At 68.0% G+C, this 18,691-nt stretch carries 19 protein-coding genes and 7 pseudogenes; 16 read left to right on the top strand and 10 right to left on the bottom strand.

Annotated features, from left to right (window positions below):
* Positions 1–94: 94 nt before the first annotated feature.
* Positions 95–487: pseudogene (locus ACWCRJ_RS43705) on the bottom strand (transposase); the annotation flags it as partial.
* 185 nt (positions 488–672) lie between these two features.
* Here ACWCRJ_RS43705 and ACWCRJ_RS43710 point away from each other — a divergent pair.
* From ACWCRJ_RS43710 to ACWCRJ_RS43750, 9 genes and pseudogenes are all read left to right on the top strand, one after another.
* Positions 673–978, top strand: coding sequence for a hypothetical protein (locus ACWCRJ_RS43710; protein WP_450944552.1), 306 nt, complete (start codon positions 673–675; stop codon positions 976–978).
* Positions 975–1,418, top strand: coding sequence for a hypothetical protein (locus ACWCRJ_RS43715; RefSeq protein WP_450944553.1), 444 nt, complete (start codon positions 975–977; stop codon positions 1,416–1,418). The genes ACWCRJ_RS43710 and ACWCRJ_RS43715 overlap by 4 nt, the downstream gene beginning before the upstream one ends.
* A 138-nt stretch (positions 1,419–1,556) precedes the next feature.
* Complete coding sequence (locus ACWCRJ_RS43720; RefSeq protein WP_450944554.1) at positions 1,557–1,694, top strand: hypothetical protein; 138 nt, start codon at positions 1,557–1,559, stop codon at positions 1,692–1,694.
* Positions 1,695–1,716: 22 nt separating this feature from the next.
* Positions 1,717–1,890, top strand: coding sequence for a hypothetical protein (locus ACWCRJ_RS43725; RefSeq protein WP_450944555.1), 174 nt, complete (start codon positions 1,717–1,719; stop codon positions 1,888–1,890).
* Positions 1,891–1,901: 11 nt separating this feature from the next.
* A complete protein-coding gene (locus tag ACWCRJ_RS43730) occupies positions 1,902–2,732 on the top strand; it encodes an Lsr2 family DNA-binding protein (RefSeq protein WP_450944556.1) in 831 nt (276 codons plus the stop codon).
* Entirely contained in the window at positions 2,732–3,202 is a 471-nt protein-coding gene (locus ACWCRJ_RS43735) for a hypothetical protein (protein ID WP_450944557.1), read from the top strand. Before ACWCRJ_RS43730 ends, ACWCRJ_RS43735 begins: the two co-directional genes overlap by 1 nt.
* A pseudogene (locus tag ACWCRJ_RS43740) lies at positions 3,199–3,378 on the top strand (hypothetical protein). Before ACWCRJ_RS43735 ends, ACWCRJ_RS43740 begins: the two are co-directional and overlap by 4 nt.
* 77 nt (positions 3,379–3,455) lie before the next feature.
* The gene (locus ACWCRJ_RS43745; RefSeq protein WP_450944558.1) at positions 3,456–4,331 is read left to right on the top strand and encodes a hypothetical protein; all 876 of its coding nucleotides are present in this window, start codon (positions 3,456–3,458) and stop codon (positions 4,329–4,331) included.
* A 106-nt stretch (positions 4,332–4,437) separates the two neighbouring features.
* Positions 4,438–4,740 (top strand): RapZ C-terminal domain-containing protein, encoded by a 303-nt coding sequence (locus tag ACWCRJ_RS43750; RefSeq protein ID WP_450944559.1) that lies wholly within the window; start codon positions 4,438–4,440, stop codon positions 4,738–4,740.
* Positions 4,741–4,758: 18 nt separating this feature from the next.
* Here ACWCRJ_RS43750 and ACWCRJ_RS43755 read toward each other — a convergent pair.
* Positions 4,759–4,998, bottom strand: a pseudogene (locus ACWCRJ_RS43755) (site-specific integrase); the annotation flags it as partial.
* Positions 4,999–5,250: 252 nt separating this feature from the next.
* On the opposite strand from ACWCRJ_RS43755, the gene ACWCRJ_RS43760 reads away from it, so the two are divergent.
* The gene (locus tag ACWCRJ_RS43760; protein ID WP_450944560.1) at positions 5,251–5,475 is read left to right on the top strand and encodes a hypothetical protein; all 225 of its coding nucleotides are present in this window, start codon (positions 5,251–5,253) and stop codon (positions 5,473–5,475) included.
* Positions 5,476–5,562: 87 nt separating this feature from the next.
* Here the strand turns inward: ACWCRJ_RS43760 and ACWCRJ_RS43765 are convergent, their stop codons facing one another.
* The 3 genes and pseudogenes from ACWCRJ_RS43765 to ACWCRJ_RS43775 form a co-directional block, all read right to left on the bottom strand.
* On the bottom strand, positions 5,563–6,729 hold the full coding sequence (locus ACWCRJ_RS43765; protein ID WP_450944561.1) for a terpene synthase family protein: 1,167 nt from the start codon (positions 6,727–6,729) through the stop codon (positions 5,563–5,565).
* Positions 6,729–8,099, bottom strand: a complete 1,371-nt coding sequence (locus tag ACWCRJ_RS43770) for a cytochrome P450 (protein WP_450944562.1) — start codon at positions 8,097–8,099, stop codon at positions 6,729–6,731. The genes ACWCRJ_RS43765 and ACWCRJ_RS43770 overlap by 1 nt, the downstream gene beginning before the upstream one ends.
* 209 nt (positions 8,100–8,308) lie before the next feature.
* Positions 8,309–8,482 (bottom strand): annotated as a pseudogene (locus ACWCRJ_RS43775) (IS5/IS1182 family transposase); the annotation flags it as partial.
* A gap of 624 nt (positions 8,483–9,106) precedes the next feature.
* Here ACWCRJ_RS43775 and ACWCRJ_RS43780 point away from each other — a divergent pair.
* Positions 9,107–9,838 (top strand): hypothetical protein, encoded by a 732-nt coding sequence (locus ACWCRJ_RS43780; RefSeq protein ID WP_450944563.1) that lies wholly within the window; start codon positions 9,107–9,109, stop codon positions 9,836–9,838.
* A 116-nt stretch (positions 9,839–9,954) separates the two neighbouring features.
* Here the strand turns inward: ACWCRJ_RS43780 and ACWCRJ_RS43785 are convergent, their stop codons facing one another.
* Complete coding sequence (locus ACWCRJ_RS43785; protein ID WP_450944564.1) at positions 9,955–10,446, bottom strand: hypothetical protein; 492 nt, start codon at positions 10,444–10,446, stop codon at positions 9,955–9,957.
* Between the two features lie 273 nt (positions 10,447–10,719).
* On the opposite strand from ACWCRJ_RS43785, the gene ACWCRJ_RS43790 reads away from it, so the two are divergent.
* On the top strand, positions 10,720–10,941 hold the full coding sequence (locus ACWCRJ_RS43790; protein ID WP_450944565.1) for a hypothetical protein: 222 nt from the start codon (positions 10,720–10,722) through the stop codon (positions 10,939–10,941).
* A 269-nt stretch (positions 10,942–11,210) separates the two neighbouring features.
* Here the strand turns inward: ACWCRJ_RS43790 and ACWCRJ_RS43795 are convergent, their stop codons facing one another.
* From ACWCRJ_RS43795 to ACWCRJ_RS43805, 3 genes and pseudogenes are all read right to left on the bottom strand, one after another.
* Positions 11,211–11,573 (bottom strand): hypothetical protein, encoded by a 363-nt coding sequence (locus ACWCRJ_RS43795; protein WP_450944566.1) that lies wholly within the window; start codon positions 11,571–11,573, stop codon positions 11,211–11,213.
* Positions 11,574–11,648: 75 nt separating this feature from the next.
* Positions 11,649–11,866: pseudogene (locus ACWCRJ_RS43800) on the bottom strand (IS630 family transposase); the annotation flags it as partial.
* A gap of 304 nt (positions 11,867–12,170) precedes the next feature.
* Entirely contained in the window at positions 12,171–12,737 is a 567-nt protein-coding gene (locus ACWCRJ_RS43805; RefSeq protein ID WP_450944567.1) for a hypothetical protein, read from the bottom strand.
* Positions 12,738–13,338: 601 nt separating this feature from the next.
* Here ACWCRJ_RS43805 and ACWCRJ_RS43810 point away from each other — a divergent pair.
* Together ACWCRJ_RS43810 and ACWCRJ_RS43815 are read left to right on the top strand one after the other, a co-directional pair.
* Positions 13,339–14,421, top strand: coding sequence for a hypothetical protein (locus tag ACWCRJ_RS43810; protein WP_450944568.1), 1,083 nt, complete (start codon positions 13,339–13,341; stop codon positions 14,419–14,421).
* 481 nt (positions 14,422–14,902) lie between these two features.
* Positions 14,903–15,868, top strand: a pseudogene (locus ACWCRJ_RS43815) (TerC family protein); the annotation flags it as partial.
* Between the two features lie 574 nt (positions 15,869–16,442).
* Here ACWCRJ_RS43815 and ACWCRJ_RS43820 read toward each other — a convergent pair.
* Positions 16,443–16,928 carry a DUF4240 domain-containing protein gene (locus ACWCRJ_RS43820; protein WP_450944569.1) on the bottom strand — a complete coding sequence of 162 codons (486 nt, stop codon included), beginning with the start codon at positions 16,926–16,928 and terminating at the stop codon, positions 16,443–16,445.
* A 262-nt stretch (positions 16,929–17,190) separates the two neighbouring features.
* Between ACWCRJ_RS43820 and ACWCRJ_RS43825 the strand changes: the two genes are divergently transcribed.
* Together ACWCRJ_RS43825 and ACWCRJ_RS43830 are read left to right on the top strand one after the other, a co-directional pair.
* Positions 17,191–17,559 (top strand): hypothetical protein, encoded by a 369-nt coding sequence (locus ACWCRJ_RS43825; RefSeq protein WP_450944570.1) that lies wholly within the window; start codon positions 17,191–17,193, stop codon positions 17,557–17,559.
* 110 nt (positions 17,560–17,669) lie between these two features.
* Positions 17,670–18,488 (top strand): annotated as a pseudogene (locus ACWCRJ_RS43830) (IS630 family transposase); the annotation flags it as partial.
* Positions 18,489–18,691 lie beyond the last annotated feature (203 nt).

Consider the following 18,691-nt stretch of genomic DNA (forward strand, 5'->3'; position numbering starts at 1 on the left):
GGACCGCCGTTATGACATCCCTGTTCCGAATCCGCCAACATCAGCCAGCCATCGCCACCCAACCCGCCATAACCGACGCCCCCAGATAATTGCCGGCGTCGATGCCCTGGCTGGTCTCAGCGACATTTGCCGAGGTCTTCACGCTCTGCGCATCCACCACCGCCGCGGTCGGCTCCGCACGACGGCCATGAAATCGGCGGGCCTTGTCGCGTAACAGGTCGTGGACCTGCTGGGTGGTGCCGTCGGCTTCCCACTTCGCGAAGTAGTCATAGACGGTCTTGTACGGCGGGAAGTCGTGCGGCAGATACTCCCACGGGATGCCAGTGCGGTTGACATAGAGGATGGCGTTCACGATCTCCCGCAGATCATGCACCCGAGCCGAGGTGCCTGGACCGGTGCGAGCGGCCCGCCATGCCGCGAACACGGGCTCGATTAATGCCCAACGGGCATCGGAGACATCACTGCGATAAGGGCGTCGAGAACTCACGAGTCACGCAACGACTCACCGTTGCCGCAGTCACTTCGAACGCACCAAATCACCTGTAAACCAGATCAGTTGCCCTCTAACACCTTCCCCGGTCGCAGCCGTTCTCCGGCCCTTCCCCTCAGGACTGATCGTCCCCTCACCTGATCACGGGACACCCTCGGTAGTTCAGAGAAGAGTTCGCCGCCGTGCTGCACCTGCCCCACGGCTGCCGCGAAGTCCGCCTCGACCAGCTGACGCGGATGCTGCGCTCCCCGGTGGTCCTCCACGACGGCCAGGCCGTCGACGTCGCCGCCTCGGTCGGCGCCGCAGCCCTGGACGTGATCGGCACCCGCGACCTGTCCGTGGCGCAGCGCGCCGCCGACGCCGCACTCCACGACGGCAAGCACTCCGGCCGCGCCGTCCTCGCCACCAAGGGACATGCCACGGTGGCGTCCATCAACGGACGGCGTGTGGGCCGACCGGGCACCGCTGTGTGGGGGCGAGCCTCATGAGCCTCGCCACCCTGCCCGAGGGCGACTGGGTCCGCGGCATCACGATCCGCCAGCCCTTCGCGACCTGCATCCTCGCCGGGAAGAGCCCGGAGAACAGGCCGGTGCACTGGCCGTGGCGCGGTTGGGTCCTGATCCACGCCGGAAAGAAGAAGCCGGAGCCCGCCGTGCTGCGCGACCCGCTGGTCGCCACCGCGATCCGTGGCCGCGAGCTGCACCTGGGCGCCGTCATCGGCGTCGCCCGCCTCACCGACTGCCACCTGGACTTGGGGCCCAGGCGGTGCACCAGCCCGTGGGCGGAGCGCGACGCGCGCCACCTGGTCCTCGAAGACGTCCAGGAGCTCGCGCTGCCCGTGCCCGCCACGGGCGCGCTCCCGGCCTGGAAGCCCACACCGGACGTGGTGGCGCAGGTGTTCCAGCAGCTGCCCGCCTTCCGGCCGTGACAGGACGCCGTACCAAGAAGCCGCTGTTCGAGCCGGGTCTGATCCCGGTGCCTGGTGCCCTTCTCGACTGGCGCGACAGCCAGCATTTCGACCCGCTGGCAGGACCGCCCCTGCGCGCTGGGCGACAAACCCACGCCCATGCGCTCCCACTACGGGGAGCACGTCCACAAGGCGTGCGCCGAACGCTGGATCGCCGCGAACCCCACCGGGGCCCGCCTCGGACGGTTCGCCTCCGACGTCCAGCCCAAGCGCCGGCGCGACGACGACCACGCCTGAACCCCTCCACCTGGAGGCTCCCTTGAGCAGCACCCAACGCGACGTCGACCACGCCCTCGCCTACCCCGAGCCGCCCGCTTCCCCGCTCTGGCACCGCCACAGCGCGAAGGCCAGGCCGCTCACCGACGCCCAGAAGAAGCGCAACCGCGAGCTCCTGGACCTCGCGCAGCGCAGGCCCCGGACCACCGCCGCGTAGGAGGGCCGGTCATGTTCACCGACATGAAAGAGGCCCTCGAAGCGGAGTCCCTCGAACTCACCCCGCTCGGCAGCGGCCAGAGCGCCGCCGCCTCCCTGGTGGTCGCCCACCAGGCCCGCGACAAGGACGACCTCGCCAACCTGCTGGGCGCGCTTGGACTCCCCTGCGGCGAGGACGACCTCGTGACCCTGCTCCCGCACCTCACCAGCCCTGACACCCCAACGACTGGAGACCCGATGCCCGCCAACGCCTTCACCGCCACCGCCGCCTCCATGCTGAACAACGGCGACAGCCCCGAGCACGTCCGCGAGACTCTGGGACTGTCGGAGAGCGAACTGGCCGAAGCCCTCCAATTCACCGACCAGGACGCCCCCACCCCGGACACCGACACCGACGCCACGCAGACGGTCGGCCCCGCGTCCGACGGCCCGGTGGACAGCGACGGGATCGAGGCCCTGCTCTCCTGGGCGAAGAACCACCCGGCCGCCGTGATCCGCAACAAGGCCGCCCGGATCCGCAGCGACCTCTACGAGCTCACCGCACGCCGCGAGACCGACGACGCCCAGCGTGAGGCCGAAGAGCGCGTCGCCAAGCTCAAGGCGGAACTGGAGAAGGCGCAGGAGACGCTGCGCACGGTGAAGGCGGGCGGCCGTCCCACGGCGCCCGCCGATGCTCCCGCGCCGACCACCGGCACCAAGCGCAGCAAGGAGCAACTGGCCGCGATCCGGACGTGGGCGCGCGCCAACGGCCACCAGGTCGCCGACACGGGCAACCCGGCCAAGGCCGTCCTGGACGCGTACGACGCCGCCCATCGCACCACCAAGCTGGCGGTGGCGAGCTAATGGACACCAAGCCCCTCACCGTCGACGGCTTCCTCGACACCGTCCCCACGCCCGGCGACGGCCCGGGTACCGCCCGGTTCCAGTTGGTCGTCTCCCTCACCGACGACGTCGTGGACGACGTGGTCTGGTCCTGCACCACCAGCAACCCCCGGATCGCGCACGCGCTGCTCACCGAGATCCAGTCCGGTGACCTGCTGCACGTCTCCGGGTTCCTCACCCAGCTCGACAATCCGGCTCAGCCCGCCCGGCTCACCGTCGACGACCTCGAGGTCCTGGCCCCCGCACCGGCTCGGGCCCTGCAGGAGATGGTCCTCGACAGGTACGGCGACTACGTCGTGGTGTTCGACGCCGACACCGAGGCCGTCCCGGTCTTCACCGCCCTCGGGCAGTGGGTCGGCACGGCGGAAAGCCCCGACGCCATCGGCACGCTGATCGAGATTCACGAGCGCGTGAACGGCGGCGACGGATGAGGGACACGACCACCGCGCAATCTCGCACCGTCCTGGAGCGGTTCCCCGCCGGAGCTCACCGCGGTTCGTGACCGGCGGAAGAGTACGCCGCCGGCCAGCGTGACCAGGGCGTCGACGCCCGCGTCGTGATGGACCTCAAGAGCGACCAGTTCCTCGTGGTCGCCGACACCCTCTAACCCTCTCGTCACCCGAGCGCCGCGCCCCGCCTCCTCAGGCCGGGCGCGGCGCTCTTCTTTTCACCAAGGAGTTACGGATGCCCATCAGTCCACCGGCACCCGAACGAACCAAGCACCTGCTGACGCAGCTGGAGCGGTACGGATCCCGAGAGAACGGGCAGCTCGCCGTCGGCCGACGCCTCCTGGAGGACCACCCCGATCTGCCGCTGACCGGCTTCGCGATCTCCAGCAGCATGTGCCCCGAGCCGGGGCGCCCCCTGCACAGCCTGATCCTGCGCCTCGGTGAACACGACACCGACGGCATCACCGCCTGGGCGCACGCCCTGGGCACCGAGCCGGTCATCGACGGCGCCCGCTACCAACTGGACACCGCCCTGGACGGCATCGGGATCTGGGCGTCGGCCACGACCCCCGAGGCCGACTACGACACGGACGCGGCCGTCTTCGTCCCGACCGCCGACGACGTCAGCTTCACCCTGCGAGGCCTGCTCGTGACCGAGTTCGGGGAGGACGGCGACCTGGTCTTCGTCGGCCACCCGCCCGCCCGCGAGGTCCTCGCCGTCACGAGCGCCTACTACCGGCACATCTGCGGGCAGCGCCTGCGCGCGTTCGACGGCCACGTCCTCGCCGACAGCATCATCCGAGGCTGGGGCCGATTCGTCGCCTACCCCACCCGAACCGACTGGCGGCTCCGCAGCGTGCCGCAGGACACGCCCGGCGCTCTCCCCCTCACCTGGATGTACGCCCAGGAGGGCGACACCCAGGACCTCGGCACCCTGGTGAACTGCCCGGCCTGTGGGCGCTCCAGCCGCGGACTCGACTACCACCACGAGACCGGGCAGCGCGTACACCTCTGTCCCTCACCCCACTGCCGGCACCAGTGGCCCGTCGACGACTTCCCCACGTCCTCGGACCACACGGCGGACCAGCAAGCCCCCCTCGCGGCCCGCTGACCCAGCCCGGCCAGGCCGGGACACCCCTCATGCCTGCGGGGGCGGCCGTCGACACCGACTCCGGCCGCCCCGCAGCACCAGACCACGTTACGAAGGAACCCACCACATGCCCGAGCCCGCAACCGAACACGTCCTCGTGCTCACATCGTTTGGCTTCCTCCACCTCCCCAAGGACGCCACCGGCCGCCCCGTCCCGCCGCCGGCCGACCGCATCGAGGACGTCCGTGACCGCCTCCGCGACCCGGCCGCCGCCCGCGACATCCTCGAGCTGGACGGCCTCAACCCCCGGGTCCAGGACATCGTCCTCAACACTCCCGGCGCCCGCGAACTCATCGCCAGCCTCGCCGACTACGCCGACCTTCCTGCCGACCCCCGCCGCATCGCCATTGGATGCGCAGGCGGTCTCTAGCCACAAGCAACTGTTACACTCGTGCAGGTCCCAGCCGGTTCCCGGCCCGGCCAGCGTGGTGTGCTGGTTGAGCAGTGCGCGGGCCTGGCCGTAGGAGAGCCGGGCCAGCCCTGTGTCGGGGCACACGTCGCGCGCACCAAGTATCTTGCCGGGGCCGGGGCGGCGGTGGGTGACGAACACCGGGCCGCGGGTGCGGCCCCTGAGGAGGCGGGGCAGCAGGCGGGCGGTGCCAGCGTCCCAGAGCACCGTCACCAGCACGTATCGGCACGGGTGACACCGGATCGGCGCACCTGGACGCTGTGTGCGCGCTCGCCGGGTGTGAGGAGTTGGCGTACAGGAAGTAGCGCCGAGATTGATTGGTCGCTCAATGTGACGCATAGTCCGAAAGCATTGCGCCGACCCCGTTGGGTCCGTAGCTGCCTCGCTGCCCAAGGGCTGGACAAGAGCTCGAACCTGACCGTGTCTGCGTGTCGAGCGTGACATCACTGGGTCGAAGATCGTTGCCGTTGCATGAACAACACCAAGCGCGTACTTGCCGCTCTCGTGCTCGCGGGGGCTGCCCTCACGATGGTGAGCGAAGCCAGCGCAGCAGACGGACCGATCATCTACAAAGGCGACAATGGCTACGTCTGCATCAGGGTGCCCAACGGCAACGGAGGGTCCTACCGGGTGTGTGGGCCCCTGGACAATTTCAGGGAGTACCTGACTCCCCAGAGCAACCAGGAGGAAGACTAGACGGTGGGCGGCACAGCCCCGGGGCGCCTGCCCGACCTATATCCTCTGTGCGGGTGAGCCGCGCCCAGGTCTGTCAGCGGATGCCAGTCACTTCTCGCCGGCGTACTGCTGGATGTCCTCGTCCTCATCGGAATCCATCGCGGGCAGGCTCTCTCGCCCCGTGCCCGTCGCGGGAGCGCACTCATGGGGCAGGTACAGGGTGCGGTCGGGGGTGAGGATGACGGTGGCGTCGGTCAGGCCGTTCCAGTGGTGGCCGCTGCCGTTGTAGCGGGGGGTGAGGTAGGACCATTCGAGGTTTCCGGCGATCATCGCCTCCAGCGCGTCCAGGTAGGTGAGGAGGCCGCTGTCCTGACCAGTCTCGCCGGCGCGCAGTTCGGCGGTGAGGTGGTCGAACTCGGATTCGGCGTTGTGGACGGTCGCGGCGATGCGGTCGACGGCTGCCTGTAGGTCGCCGCCGTTCTCGGCGAGCGCGAGCTGGATCTCGTTCATCATGTCGCCGCTGTAGAGCTCCTTGCGGTAGGAGAAGACGTCGTTGACGCCGATCCAGTGGCGTGCCACCAGCATGTTGAGGCGCCGCAGTTCGGGCAGCTTTTGCAGGCGGTCGCTCAGGTCGATGCCGAGGCCGAATTCGAGGAGGGGGAAGCAGCACTCCCCGATCGAGCTGTTGCGGTACGTCTCGTAGGTGGGCAGATCCAGTGCCGCGAGGTCCTGAACGAGGTCACGCTCGGCGTGGCAGGCATCCAGGAACTCATACAGGGTGCGCGCGTAGCGCTGCCACACCCGCTCAGAAGCCAGGGGAAGGGTCTGCTCCCGCAGATGCCCGAAGGCTCGGGTGAAGGCGGTGTCTACTGCGGGCGGTCTGCCGTCGAGGACGGCAGGCAGTTGGTGGATGCCCAGCTGCCGGATCCGGGACGGCGGTGCCTGGGCGAAGACGTCGTCGATGCTGAACAGGACGTCGATCCAGGCGCAGACCAGTTCGATGCGGTCCTCGCGGGCGTCGGCATAGGTGAGCAGGTTCCACAGGCTGGTGCGGTGTTCCAGGAACGTCTCCAGCTCCTCCTGGCTGTCGTAGGCGTCGCACAGGAGTGCTGCGAGGCGGGCCGCACAGCGCTGTTCCAGAGCCTGGAGTCCAGGGCGGCGCCGGGCGGGCGTGAACCGGGGGAAGAGCGGCATCCGGAAGCAGGGGTGGTCCTCGGGCGACCCGACTGTGGCACCCGAGAGGGCGCCGTCCTCTGCGTAGCCGGGGGCTCTCATCACTGCTCTCCCCTACCGCTCTGGCACCCGGCGGGCGAGGCCGTGCGGCGGATTGCAACCAGAGGGCCCGCCTTGGGGGTGAGGAGGAAACGGGGCAGTGGCCGTAAGGGTGCGGCGTTGGCCTTGCGTAGTTGCCAGCGGTTGCTGATCGTCGCGAGGGCGAGGACGGTCTCCGTCATGCCGTAGTGCTCGCCCAGGCACTTGCGGCGCCCGCCGCCGAAGGCCGTGAACGCCTGGCGCTGGGCGGGGGTGACGCGTTCGGGCAGCCACCGGTCCGGATCCAGACGCTCCGGGTCGGGGAAGACGCCGGGGTCGCGTTGCAGGGCGTAGGGGGAGACGATCACATCCGCGCCCGTGGGAACGGTGAAACCGGCGACCACAGTCTCCTCCAGGGCGACGCGGCTGAGCATCCAGGTCGGGGGCCACAGCCGCAGCACCTCGGTGAGGACCTGGCGCGTGTAGGGCAGGCGCTCGATGTCGGCGAAGGCGGGAGCGTTTCCGGCGAGCTCGCGGTCCAGCTCGGCCCACAGCCGGCTCTCCACGTCCGGGTGGTCGGCCAAGGCGTACAGGGTCCAGGCGAGCAGGGAGGCGGTGGTCTCCACGCCCGCGGCCAGCACCGACAGAACCTGATCACGTACCTCCGTATCGTCGAGGGAGCGGCCATCGTCGTCGGCGGCGGCCATCACCAGGGACAGCAGGTCGTCCCCCGGCGCCTCGCCGGTCCGGTACTGGGCGATCACGTGACCGACGGCCAGCTCCAGGCGGGCCTGTGCCTGATGGAAACGGCGGTTGGCCGGCAGCGGAAGACGGTGCAGCAGCAGCCAGGGCATCAGCAACTGGCGGAACATGCCCTCCAGCAGCACCGGCAGGGCCGCGGCCATGGTGTCCGCTGCCTTGCGGCCGGCGGGGGCCGCGATCAGAGTCCGCGCTACCACCTGGGCCGCCAGCCCGTACATGCGCGCTTCCACATCCAGCAGCTCACCTTCACGCCATCCGCCGACCACCTGCTCGGCGCAGTCACCCATCACCGGGGCGTACCGGGCGACCTGGTCACGGTGGAACGCAGGCCGCATCACCGGCTGCTGACGCCGGTGGTCGGCGTTGCTGCACGTGATCACACCGTTGCCGACCAGGACCCGCGCCGTGTCCATGAACGGCCCACCCTTGTCGAACACCGACGACACCAACACCTGGTTCGCCGCCTCCGCCGCATTGACCACGTACACCGCACGCCCGGCGAGCTGCACCCTCACCACTGCCAGCCCTCCCCGCAGAGAGCTGAGAAAGGCGAGGGGATCACGCACCATCTGGGTCACGTGACCCAACCACGGCACACCACCCCCGACCCGCTGAACCTGCTGAGCCCCCACCGCGCCAACTCCCTCCGCTACCTGTCCGGCAGCACACCGAACGACAACCGCCCGCCCAACCGCGCGCGAGACACAAATCCGTTTCCTCGTCCCCCACAGACCCCACCCGTACCGCGCCGCTCGCGACGTGCCCGCCGGTCAGCCGCTCATCCGGGTACGCGTGGGCGCACGACAGCATTCCTGCGGAGGACGTTCACTCCGGGGCTCTTCACCAAGTCGACCGCGCACCGCGCCCAGTCCAGCTCGCCCCGCGGGCCGAGTTCGTCCGGACGACTTGGTGGAGCTTGGCCCACACGCGGGCTTTGCTCCACTCGGTGAAGCAGCGATGGGCGGTCGGCCCAGACGGGTCGAAGCAGGGCCCAGGTGCACCCGGAGGTCGCGACGGATTCGGCGTGCTCCTCGTCCGGGCCGGTCAGGGCGCCCGAGCCGGGTCGTCCCGCTCTTGTGCCGCACCAGGTTCCAGTCGCCGTCTACCAGCATCCAGTGCGCCAGCAGCTCCTCTGGCGACCACTCTTGCCGCACGCCCACCCCTTTGGCCTCGATCATTCGATCAGAGCAACGACGGCGCCCCGGACGGGGAAACGGGACTCGTTCTGCTACTCAAGACCTACTTTGCGGCTGGTGTCTGGGCGAGGACATCGGGGCCGATTTCAGTGACTGTTAGTGTCTGTACGTTTACTCGTTGATGATCGATCAACTTGAGATGGAAGCCGGTCTGTTGGCGCTTGACGCCGCCACGATCAGCGTCGCCAGAGTCGCTTGAGGGAGGGCATTCGGACAGTTCCAATACCCGACTCCACCATTAGGAAGCTACGACTCGGGATTCCCCGACGACCTCGCGTTCGAGGACTGGCTGGCCCGGGCTGGACACCCTCGCCGACGCACACCAGCGCCTGCGGGAAGGCGAGCAGGTCAGCGGCCCAGCAGCCGAGACCTACCGGCATCGCGTCCAGACCGCCACACGCTTCGCCGGCCGAGTCCTGCGCACCAAGCGGCACGCCAACGCCATGCTCACCAACCCCGACTTGCAGATCTTCCCCGGCAAGGGCATGACCTGCGTCCTGGACCCGAGGCGGGCAGCCTGCCGCCTGCGCAGCGAGGAGGACGGCACCCGCCGCACCCCCGACCTCGACGACTACCGCCCGAACTGCGTCAACATCGCGCGGACCGATCGCGACATCGAACACGTCCTCGTCCAGATCGAGCGGCTACGGCCGCTCGTCGACGACCCGCTGGCGCCCGCCTTCGGCACGCCCGCGAACAGCACGAGCTCGAACGCCTGGAACGCATCGTCACCGCCCACGACCCCACCGGAGAACCCCACGATGGCCACTGACCGCGACGCCGAACGCGACGCCATCACCGCAGCGATCCAGCGGCTGGTCGACGGCAGTCCAACCCGGTCCACCGGGGCGCTCACCACGCTGCAACTCGCCGCCGAGGCAGGCGTCAAGCGCTGGGTCCTCACCCACAAGCATGTTGACCTGAAAGAAGAATTCGCCCGCCGAAAGTCCGAGACGAACGGCATCCCGCCCGCGTTCCAGCATCTGCACGCCCGCGCAGTAGATGCCGAGGCCGCCGCCCAGGCCCTGCGGGAGGATAACGGCCGGCTTCGCGAGCGCGTCGGTGTCGGCGTCTATGCCCAGGTCATCCACGAACTCCGCACCGAGTTGGACCGGCGTACCGACAACAACACCCAGCGCAGCCCTGTCCGGAGCCTCCCCACCAGCATCACCTGACGCGGGGGAACGGCAGGTGAACGGTGATCGCTTGACGGCCCTGTGCTCGTGAAGATCCGGCCAGGGGACGTGTCCCCTGGCCGGATCTTCACGAGCACAGGGCCCACTTGCTGGCCCTACTTCTCGATGACGAAGTAGATGGCCCGGTGCTCATCCACCTTCTCCAGCAGGCCGCTGTCCGCCAGTCGTCGGTACACCTCTCGGATGTACTTCTCCGAGGGGTGGTAACCGGCGTCTCGCAGGGTCTGCATTCCGCGGCTCGGGTCCCAGGTTCCGCCGAGCGCGCGAACGGACTTCTCCAGGGACTCTCGCTGAGTGTTCTCAGCCTTCTGCACCTTGGCCATGTGGTTGCGGATGCTTTCAGGGGCGCCCTTGTAGTCGCAGTGGTCGCACTTCTTCCAGGCGCCCGCTTCGACGGCTGCGTCGGTGACGGGGTTGTCGGGGCCGTAGCCCTGGTTCTTGAGGAGTTCGGCGACGGAGCCGTTGTGGTGGACGGCGAGGTAGGCGGCTTCGGCGATCTTGTCATGACCGGCGGCGAAGGTGCGTCCGTAGCCGATGGCGGTCTGGCAGCCGCAGTAGCAGCGGTTGGTGGTCGCGGTGTCTGTCATGCCGTCAGATTAGCCACCCCGGAGACTCCTAGCAAGGCTTGGAAACCCTTGGATTTCTAGGGTGATGGAAGGTGGGTGGCGCTCCGTGCCCCGCTGGCCGCTACATGTCCGTTGGCCGGTTGGAAGCAACAACTCGCAATGGGCGAGAGAACAGGCGGTCCCCACCGAGGTGTTGACCGGGCTACCAGAGGACACGCCGAGCTACGACGCACCCCCCAGACGGCCTAGTCGATACATGTTGCGCATCCGAATGAGGAAGGAGCGCAACGGTGGATGAGTTCTCGCGTGATCTCCGATCGATTCGCCTTCCTCGATGGGGTCGTGTGGCCGCGAACTCGGGGGGGATTCCTTGACGAGCAAGGGCGGGCGGTCGAGCCGGTACGCCGGTACCTGATCGACTTCGTCGCCCGATACAACCGGCCCGGCAGCGTCCGCAGTTGCGCCTTCGACCTGCGGATCACCGCGTTGCTGTGCCGGATGGTCCGGGGCTTGTAGCGGTCGTCCAGGTAACCCTCTCCGCCGCTTGCATGGTCGCCCTGGGCATCACCGTCCCCCCCGGTTCACTGTGGTGAAACTGGGCAGCGAAGCGAAGGTCCAGCCGGAGCAGGCGCCATTGCAGGAAGGCCATGGTGGGGAAGCTGAGGAAGAACACCACCTACGGCAGGCCGATCACCAGGTAGTTCACGACGTTGGAAGGTCCCTTCAGGCTTTCAATCGCACGCTCCACCCTGTGGGCGGAAACCGCGGGCGCTGGCCGTCCGGGATCACGAGCGTGGCTGCAGCCAGTGACGCGCGGCGGCCAGTGTCACCTCGATGTCGTCGCTCCATGAACAGACTTCTAGCCACGACAAGTAGCCGTCCTGTGTTAAGGCCAGGACCTCGCCGGGGCACTCACCGGCCTCGGTGACGAACTGCGCTTCGGCCGCCACGACAGTGCCGGGGCCGGCGGGCGCGGGCTCGACCTTGCTGGTGTCGAGTTCGAAGTAGGCGGTACCGCACCCGCATATGCAGCGAGCTCGCACGCTGAGGTGCGGAACCTGCCGTCGGAGCGCGGCATGGACCGGATTGTCCGTGTTCAGGACTGTCGCAAGCACGTCGGCTACGTCGGCAGGCAGGCTCTCGGTCATCCCGTCACCGTATCTGAGCAGGGGCTTTTGGCTCCGACCGTGCCTGACCTATTGCCGTTCGGCCTGCCGGTGTGTTCACGCGTCCAGGGCCAGGTCGGTGTCGGCCAGGCAGCCGTCGATGACCTCCGGTCGGTACTGCAGCATCTTGAGCTTGCACGCTTCACGGCGCGGGTGATCTGGCCGAGGTCAGCGGCGGCGAGGTTGCCGATGTCTCGCTTGACCAGCGACCAGATGCCTTCTTGCGGGTTCAGGTCAGGCGTGTAGGTGGGCAGCTGGAAGACCGTGAGCCAGTCTCGAGGAGGAGCTCCACCGTACGGCGGGCCTCCTCAACTTCATGGACAGTCCGTTGACTTGTGTGCCCAGGTCACCCAACACGCGGAATCGCGCAGGCGGATGAGTCACCGCTCCCCCACTCCCTTGGAATGGCTGCTGTGCGTCGGAGCGTGTGACTGCCGGGGCCGGACGCCGTGGGTGATGACGCTCTTTGAAATCGGCCACCCCCTGCTCAGGGGTGACCCCACACCTGCTCGCGATTCCCCAGTCTGGAGTGAGATGACCTCCGTGGGGCAGGGGGCCGGTTTGTTCCTCGGCCGATGATCAGGGCTGGTTCGCGATCCGCCGGCCGAGCTGTTCGAGGAACTCCTGCAAGCTGGACGCGGCGACCTCGAAGTCGTCAAACCAGGAGGCGGTGGTGGACTTCCAGACTTGTCCGCTGTCTCCGATCGCAAACAGATGGCCCCCGCCGTCGCTGGCGAAGACCAGTGCGATTGATTCGCCGTCGATCGGAGCGGGGCCGTACTCGCGGAAGTGTTCCGCAGCCGTCGCAGGTGAGTGGATGAAGTACCCGTTGTCGACATCGGGCAGGGAAGCCTCGCTGATCACCCAGTAGAGCGTGGTCAGGTCGGATGGGATCGGTGTCAGGTCCACGAGTGCGTCCGTCGCCTGGTGGCTGTCGTCGGTTGCGAGCGTCACGGCGTTGTGACCGGGCGGGAAGCCGTGCGTCGGGAGGAAGGACTGCATCAGCTTCGTCAGCGCCGCGTCGGCCTGTTCCCGCCAGGACCGGACCCACTCCGCGTCAAGCCGTTCACCAGGCACGTTTCCCCCTCGCATACGAATGGGACCCGCCGGCGCGAGCCCGGAAGAACATATCGGAGGGCTCAGCATGGAGTGCGATGGGAACCGAGCTCTTCCGATCCGCGGCTCCTGGGTCGGCCAAACCTGCTCAGGCGATCTCCCCACTCATCGTGTGATCTTGCCCCGCGTGTCGAACTGGGATCGGTGTGTCGTGGAGAGCCTGCGTGCGCAAGTTCGGCCTGGTCTGGGGCCTGGATGCTCACGCGGGAGGAAGACCTGGATGCTCATGCACTGCGTCGTCAGGGTTGGACGATCTCGGCGATCGCACGTCATCTGGGACGTGACCGCAAGACGATCCGTGCCTATCTGACCACAGTCCGTGACACTCGCTCCCCATCCACGACAGCGGGCAGCCGAACCCCGACTACACGATCAACGACGCCTAACAATCGCAGACGCCAATTCGGTTACGCGGCGACGGCACGGTGACCACCGCCAATCTGCCCGCCATCCTGCACACTTGCCGGGTCTTGGCAGACGACACCAGTTGCGGGTGAGCGGCTGAGTTGGCGAGGCGTGCTTGGGTGGGGCAGGCGTGGCACGCGCTCGGATGGTGGCCGTCCGCCGCTGACGAACCAGTGGTCACCGGAGGGCGGTGCCCGTGTTGTAACCGCACTGCTTGGATGTGGGCATGTCTGATGATCTGAGTGGTGACGAGGTCGGGGTGGACCCGGGATTCCTGGTGAACGCCGATCCGGGTGAGGTGCTGGGCGTTTTGGAGGCGAACCCCGCATCGAGCCCCACGTTGCGGCGGCTGCGGGCGATGTACCGGACGTCGGAATATCCGTACCGGGCCGTGACGCCGGGTGTGCGGCGGCAGTTGCTCGCGCTGGATGCCGCTCGGTTCGGAGAACGGGAGCTGGCGGCGCGGATCAGCTCCGTAGCGGTGGAGGGGGAGCCCGACGCGCTGTGGACGGTGGAGTGGGCGACCAGCAGCGAGATAGTCCTTACCTACCGGGACACCTTCCCCGGCCACACGGACACCGTGAAATCAGTGTCGTTGGGGGCCGTGGAAGGCCGGGACGTCGCCGTCACCACTGGCTGGGACAAGACGGTGCGTGTGTGGGATCTGGCTGACGGCCGACAGGTCGGCGAACCCCTTGCCAGCCACACCAGCGGGCCACGCGGGGTGGCCAGGACGGTGGTGGTGGAGGGCCGGCCCGTCGTCACCGTCGGCTACGCGCCCGCCGACCAGCCTGTCGACGAGTCCCTCGCACGTCACATCGAGGCGGCATGGACGGTAGCAACGGGCGTGGTGGACGGCCGCCCGGTCGTGGCCGTCGCCGACGGGGAGAAGCCGGTACAGGTGTGGGACCTGGCCACGGGCAGTCCGGTCGGTGAGCCGTTCACCGGTCACACTGAGCCGGCTCGCGTGGTGGCGACAGGGGTGGTGGACGGACGTCCCGTCGCCGTCACCGGCAGCCTGGACACGACGGTGCGCGTGTGGGACCTGGTCACGGGCCGACCCATCGGCGAGCCGCTCATCGGCCACACCGAGTCGGTGTGGGCGGTGGCGACGGGCGTGGTGGACGGCCTCCCTGTCGCCGTCACCGGCAGCTCCGACGAAACGGTGCGGGTCTGGGACCTGGCGGCCGGCCGACTGGTCGGACCGGAGTTGGTGTTCCCCTCGCAGGTAGGCGCGGTGGCGGTCACCCCGGATGGCCGGCTGGTAGTGGGCTTCGGCTGGGAGGTGGCAGTGCTGACCCACCGCTGACCGACCGGTCTCAGCCTTTGGACCGCGGTCCCGGCGGGCCGCTCGCCGCAGGTCGGCTTGCATAAGGCTGCGGAACGGCCTGAGCAGGCGCTTTGGCGAAGGCCGCCAACTGAACCCCGCTCGGGCCGACGTGCTCGGTACGGTGACGGCCATGGAGGACCGAGGCGAGACACAGAGCGGGTCGGCGCGGGCGCGGATGGGCGGCGCCATCGAGCCGCCGCCAGGCGCCCCTCCCGGCACGGTGCGGGTGCTCACCGGCACGCGGGCACGGCGGGTCGACATATCCACCGAACGGCCTCGGGGGGGCAGTCCTTGCGTCACCGTCCAGGCGGCGGGCTGTACACGCGCGGCAGTCTTCTCCTCTGCCCGCATCACGCCTGCGGCCGGGCCACCCGCTCCGCATGCTCCCGGGGGCGCAATGCCGGACACTCCTGTGTAAGGGCCGGCGTATTTTGCGCGGGCCATGGCGAAGGTGTTCGGCGTGCTTGAGGTCCCGCTCTGGCTGTGGGGGGCGTTCGCCGCGACGGTGGTCGTGTCGCTGGCGGTAGACCTGCTGTCCCACCGCACCGCGCACGTCATCCGCTTCAAGGAGGCGGCCGCCTGGAGCGGCCTGTGGGTGAGCCTCGCCCTGATCTTCGGCGCGGTCGTCTTCCTCGTCCTCGGCTCCACTGCCGGCACCGAGTACACGACGGCCTGGCTGCTGGAGAAGAGTCTGTCGGTCGACAACCTCTTCGTCTTCGCCGTGATCTTCGCGTACTTCAAGGTGCCCCGGGCCTACCAGCACCGCGTGCTGTTCTTCGGCGTCATCGGCGCGCTCGTCTTCCGCGGGATCTTCCTCTCCCTCGGCGTGGCCGTGGTCAGCCGCTTCACCGCGGTGCTGTTCGCCTTCGCGGCAGTCCTCTTCTACAGCACCTACAAACTCCTCAAGGACGAGCAGGACAGCTTCGACCCGGGCAAGAGCTTCGCCGTACGGATGCTCCGCAAGATCATCCCGGTGCGGGACGAGTACGCCGGGGCGAAGTTCTTCGTCAAAGAGGCCGGCAAACGCATGGCGACCCCGCTGCTCGCGGTGGTCGCCGCGATCGAGGCCGCCGACCTGATCTTCGCCGTGGACAGTGTCCCGGCCGTCCTCGCGGTCAGTGATGACGCTTTCATCGTCTACACCAGCAACGCGTTCGCCATCCTCGGCCTGCGGGCCCTCTACTTCATGCTCGCCGGCCTCCTGGACCGCTTCCACTACCTGAACAAGGGCCTGGCGATCATTCTCGCCTTCATCGGCGTCAAGCTCATCCTCCAGGCATCCCACAAGCTGATCAGCCCCGGCATCCCGGAAATCCCCTCACCGATCAGCCTCGCAGTCATCGTCATCGTCCTGGCGGGTTCCGTGGTGCTCAGCCTCAGAAGACCCGCCCCGGCAGGCGTTGCGAAACAGCCCGACGAACAGAGGGACACCTCCCAGGCCACCGGACAGCCCAGCTCACCAGCTGTGGTGGATGCCCCTGAGCCCCCCACCGTTTCACCAGCTCGGGACGCTGAATCCCATCCGCACCCAGGGCGGCGAGGCGGGGCACTTCCTGACGCACCAGTACGGGCATATCGTAAAAATATGGTCACGGTAAAGCGCAAGCCCGAAGTGTACTTGTGTCCGACCTGCAAGCAATCCGTGCCTGCCGCAGTCCACCGGCACAAGAGCCTTGGCGTCTTCGTCCCTGTGTGGGGCCCGGGCGCATGTCAAAACCGAGACTGTCCCGACTATCGGCTGGACCCCCACCGTGGGGACCAATCGAGCAGCCATTGACGGCAGTGACATGACAGTTCCGCCCTCGACCACGGCCGACAAACCTGGAGATCCAGGCTCGCGGCTACAGCGGCAGCCGCCAGGTCGTCCGCAAACACCTCGCCGCCCTCCGCGCGGGCACCGCCGAACCGGTCCGGGCCGACATCCCGAGCCCCCGCAAGATCACCTCCTGGATCATGCGGCCCCGCGAGACGCTCACGGAAGGCCAGGACGAGCGCCTTCTTCAAGTCCGGCTCGCAGCCCGGACATCACCCGGGCTTGCAACCTCGCCCGGGTCTTCGCCGACCTGCTCCGCCGCTGGCGCGGATACCTGCTGCTGGAGTGGATCCGCCAGGCCGAGCAGGGCGCGCCGAAGCCCATGAAGGGCTTCGCCAGCTTCCTCCGCCAGGACCTCGACGCCGTCACCGCCGGCCTCACCCTCCCCGGGGTCAGTGGCCACGCGCTGGTACCACTGACAGCCCAAGGCGATCACACCGGCGCGGAAGTCCATGAAACTGTCGTCGGAGCACCCGCCCCCAATGAGGTAAGCAGCCGCCCACACATCCCAGCGATACAGGGCGTCGTGCCGCTCATCGAAGCGTTCCGCATACTCCAGGATCTCCTGCCGCGGTCTCTGTGCGAGCTGCTTGACGAGAACCTCGTCAAATGGCTCGCCCGTTGCGGCAGCCCCGGCTTGCGCGGCTTCGATGACGACCGCGCACTCTGCCACGACCCGATGACAATCGATCCTGGCCGCCCTGCCGGCACCTGGTCGTTTCACGGAACTGCGGCCAGAGCCGATTTCAGAGATCCTCATCAGTGGTCGGGGCCGACCCCGGGACCCCGGCGCGCAGGAGCTACGGCTACCGTGGGGGAATTCCGCAACCACGAAGAGTCGGCCCGCTGAGCAGTGCCGACTTTCTAGGGCAGTCTCACGGGTGTAGCGGTGATGGCAGTTGAGGGGCGGTACACCATGTTTCCACTCCACTGCCTTGAGAACGGACCTGCGATCCTTCGGCGGCTGCGCGGCAGAACCTTCGACGCTGATTTATTTCGCTGTCTCGGCACAAGATTTAATGGTCTCGACAGCACGCCGATTCTTCAGCATGGCCGTTTTGGCGTCGTGTTCTTTTGACATCTTCAAGAAGGTTTTAGTTGTATTCTCTGACTTGACGATTTTCCCGCCGGATCGCACCCATGTCACTCCGTTTCTGTCGACGAAATTGATCATCCCTATGGATGTGCTGGAATTGACTGGTTCCTTGATGGGTGCCGAGTCGGATGCGTGTCCTTCTGTGACATCCGACGCGGAGATTGAGATGCTTGAACAGGGCTCGATCGTGCCAATAATCACTGCGTAGAGATCGAACTGATTCCAAAATTTCCATTTTGGATCTCGATAATTACTGAGGTTGAACTCGTGGAGTCGTAGGGGCTGACGACTCGTCGTTGGTGAGGTATCACCGACGGCATGCGGTATCCACAAGGGGGCGGGCTGACCGCCGAACGGCAGCAGTTCCGCGAGGAGTTACGGCTCAAGGCGGCCGAGAGGTTCGCCCAGGGTGAGGCGAGCTCGGCGATCGCGAAGGACCTGCGGGTCAGTGTCCGGTCGGTGCAGCGGTGGGGCAGATGTGGGACGAGGGCGGTCCGCGGGCTCTGCGGTCGCAGGGGCCGGCGTCGCTTCCGAGGCTGAGCCAGAAGCAGTTCGCCCAGCTGGAGGCGGAGCTGGCCAAGGGGCCGGCCGCGCATGGCTGGGAAGACCAGCGTTGGACGCTGGCGCGGGTCAAGACGGTGATCGGCCGGCGCTTCCACCTGACCTACACGGTCCAGGGTGTGCGCAAGCTCCTGGTGCGCAACGGCTGGTCCTGCCAGGTCCCGGCCCGACGGGCCATGGAACGGGACGACGACGCGGTCGCGGGGTGGGTCAAGTCAAGGAGGTGTGGCCGTGCGCGGAAGGCTCGCGGCGGCCCGTGGAGCCTGGCTCGTCTTCGAGGACGAAGCCGGTTTCTCCATGACGCCGCCGCAGGCGAAGACCTGGTCACAGCGCGGCCGGACCCCGGTGGTGCGGGTCCGGGGCCGTTCCCGCAGACGAGTGTCGATCGCCGCGCTGACCTGCTACAAGCCCGGCCACCGGTCCCGGCTGATCTACCGGCCGCGCCGGGACGACGGCCGGCGCGACGGCCGCAAGAGCTTCTCCTGGCGCGACTACCGCGACCTGCTGATCGCCGCACATCAGCAACTCGGCGGCCCCATCGTGCTCGTGTGGGACAACTGTGAGACTCATGGGGCGCCCGTCCGGGGCCAGGGTCTGACCCGTGGGACAACTGGCCCAGGCTGCCTTGTTAAGGATTTGTCGGCCCTGGTCCCGGACGGTGCTTGCTGCCGCCGGACCAGTGGATGTGTCCCGATAGGGGCCTTGCCTCACAAGGCACCGTCACAGTTCTGACCGCCCACCGGCCCGACGTCGGCCACAGCCCCGTGCCGATCGAGGAG

This window comes from Streptomyces sp. NPDC002324, assembly GCF_053593335.1.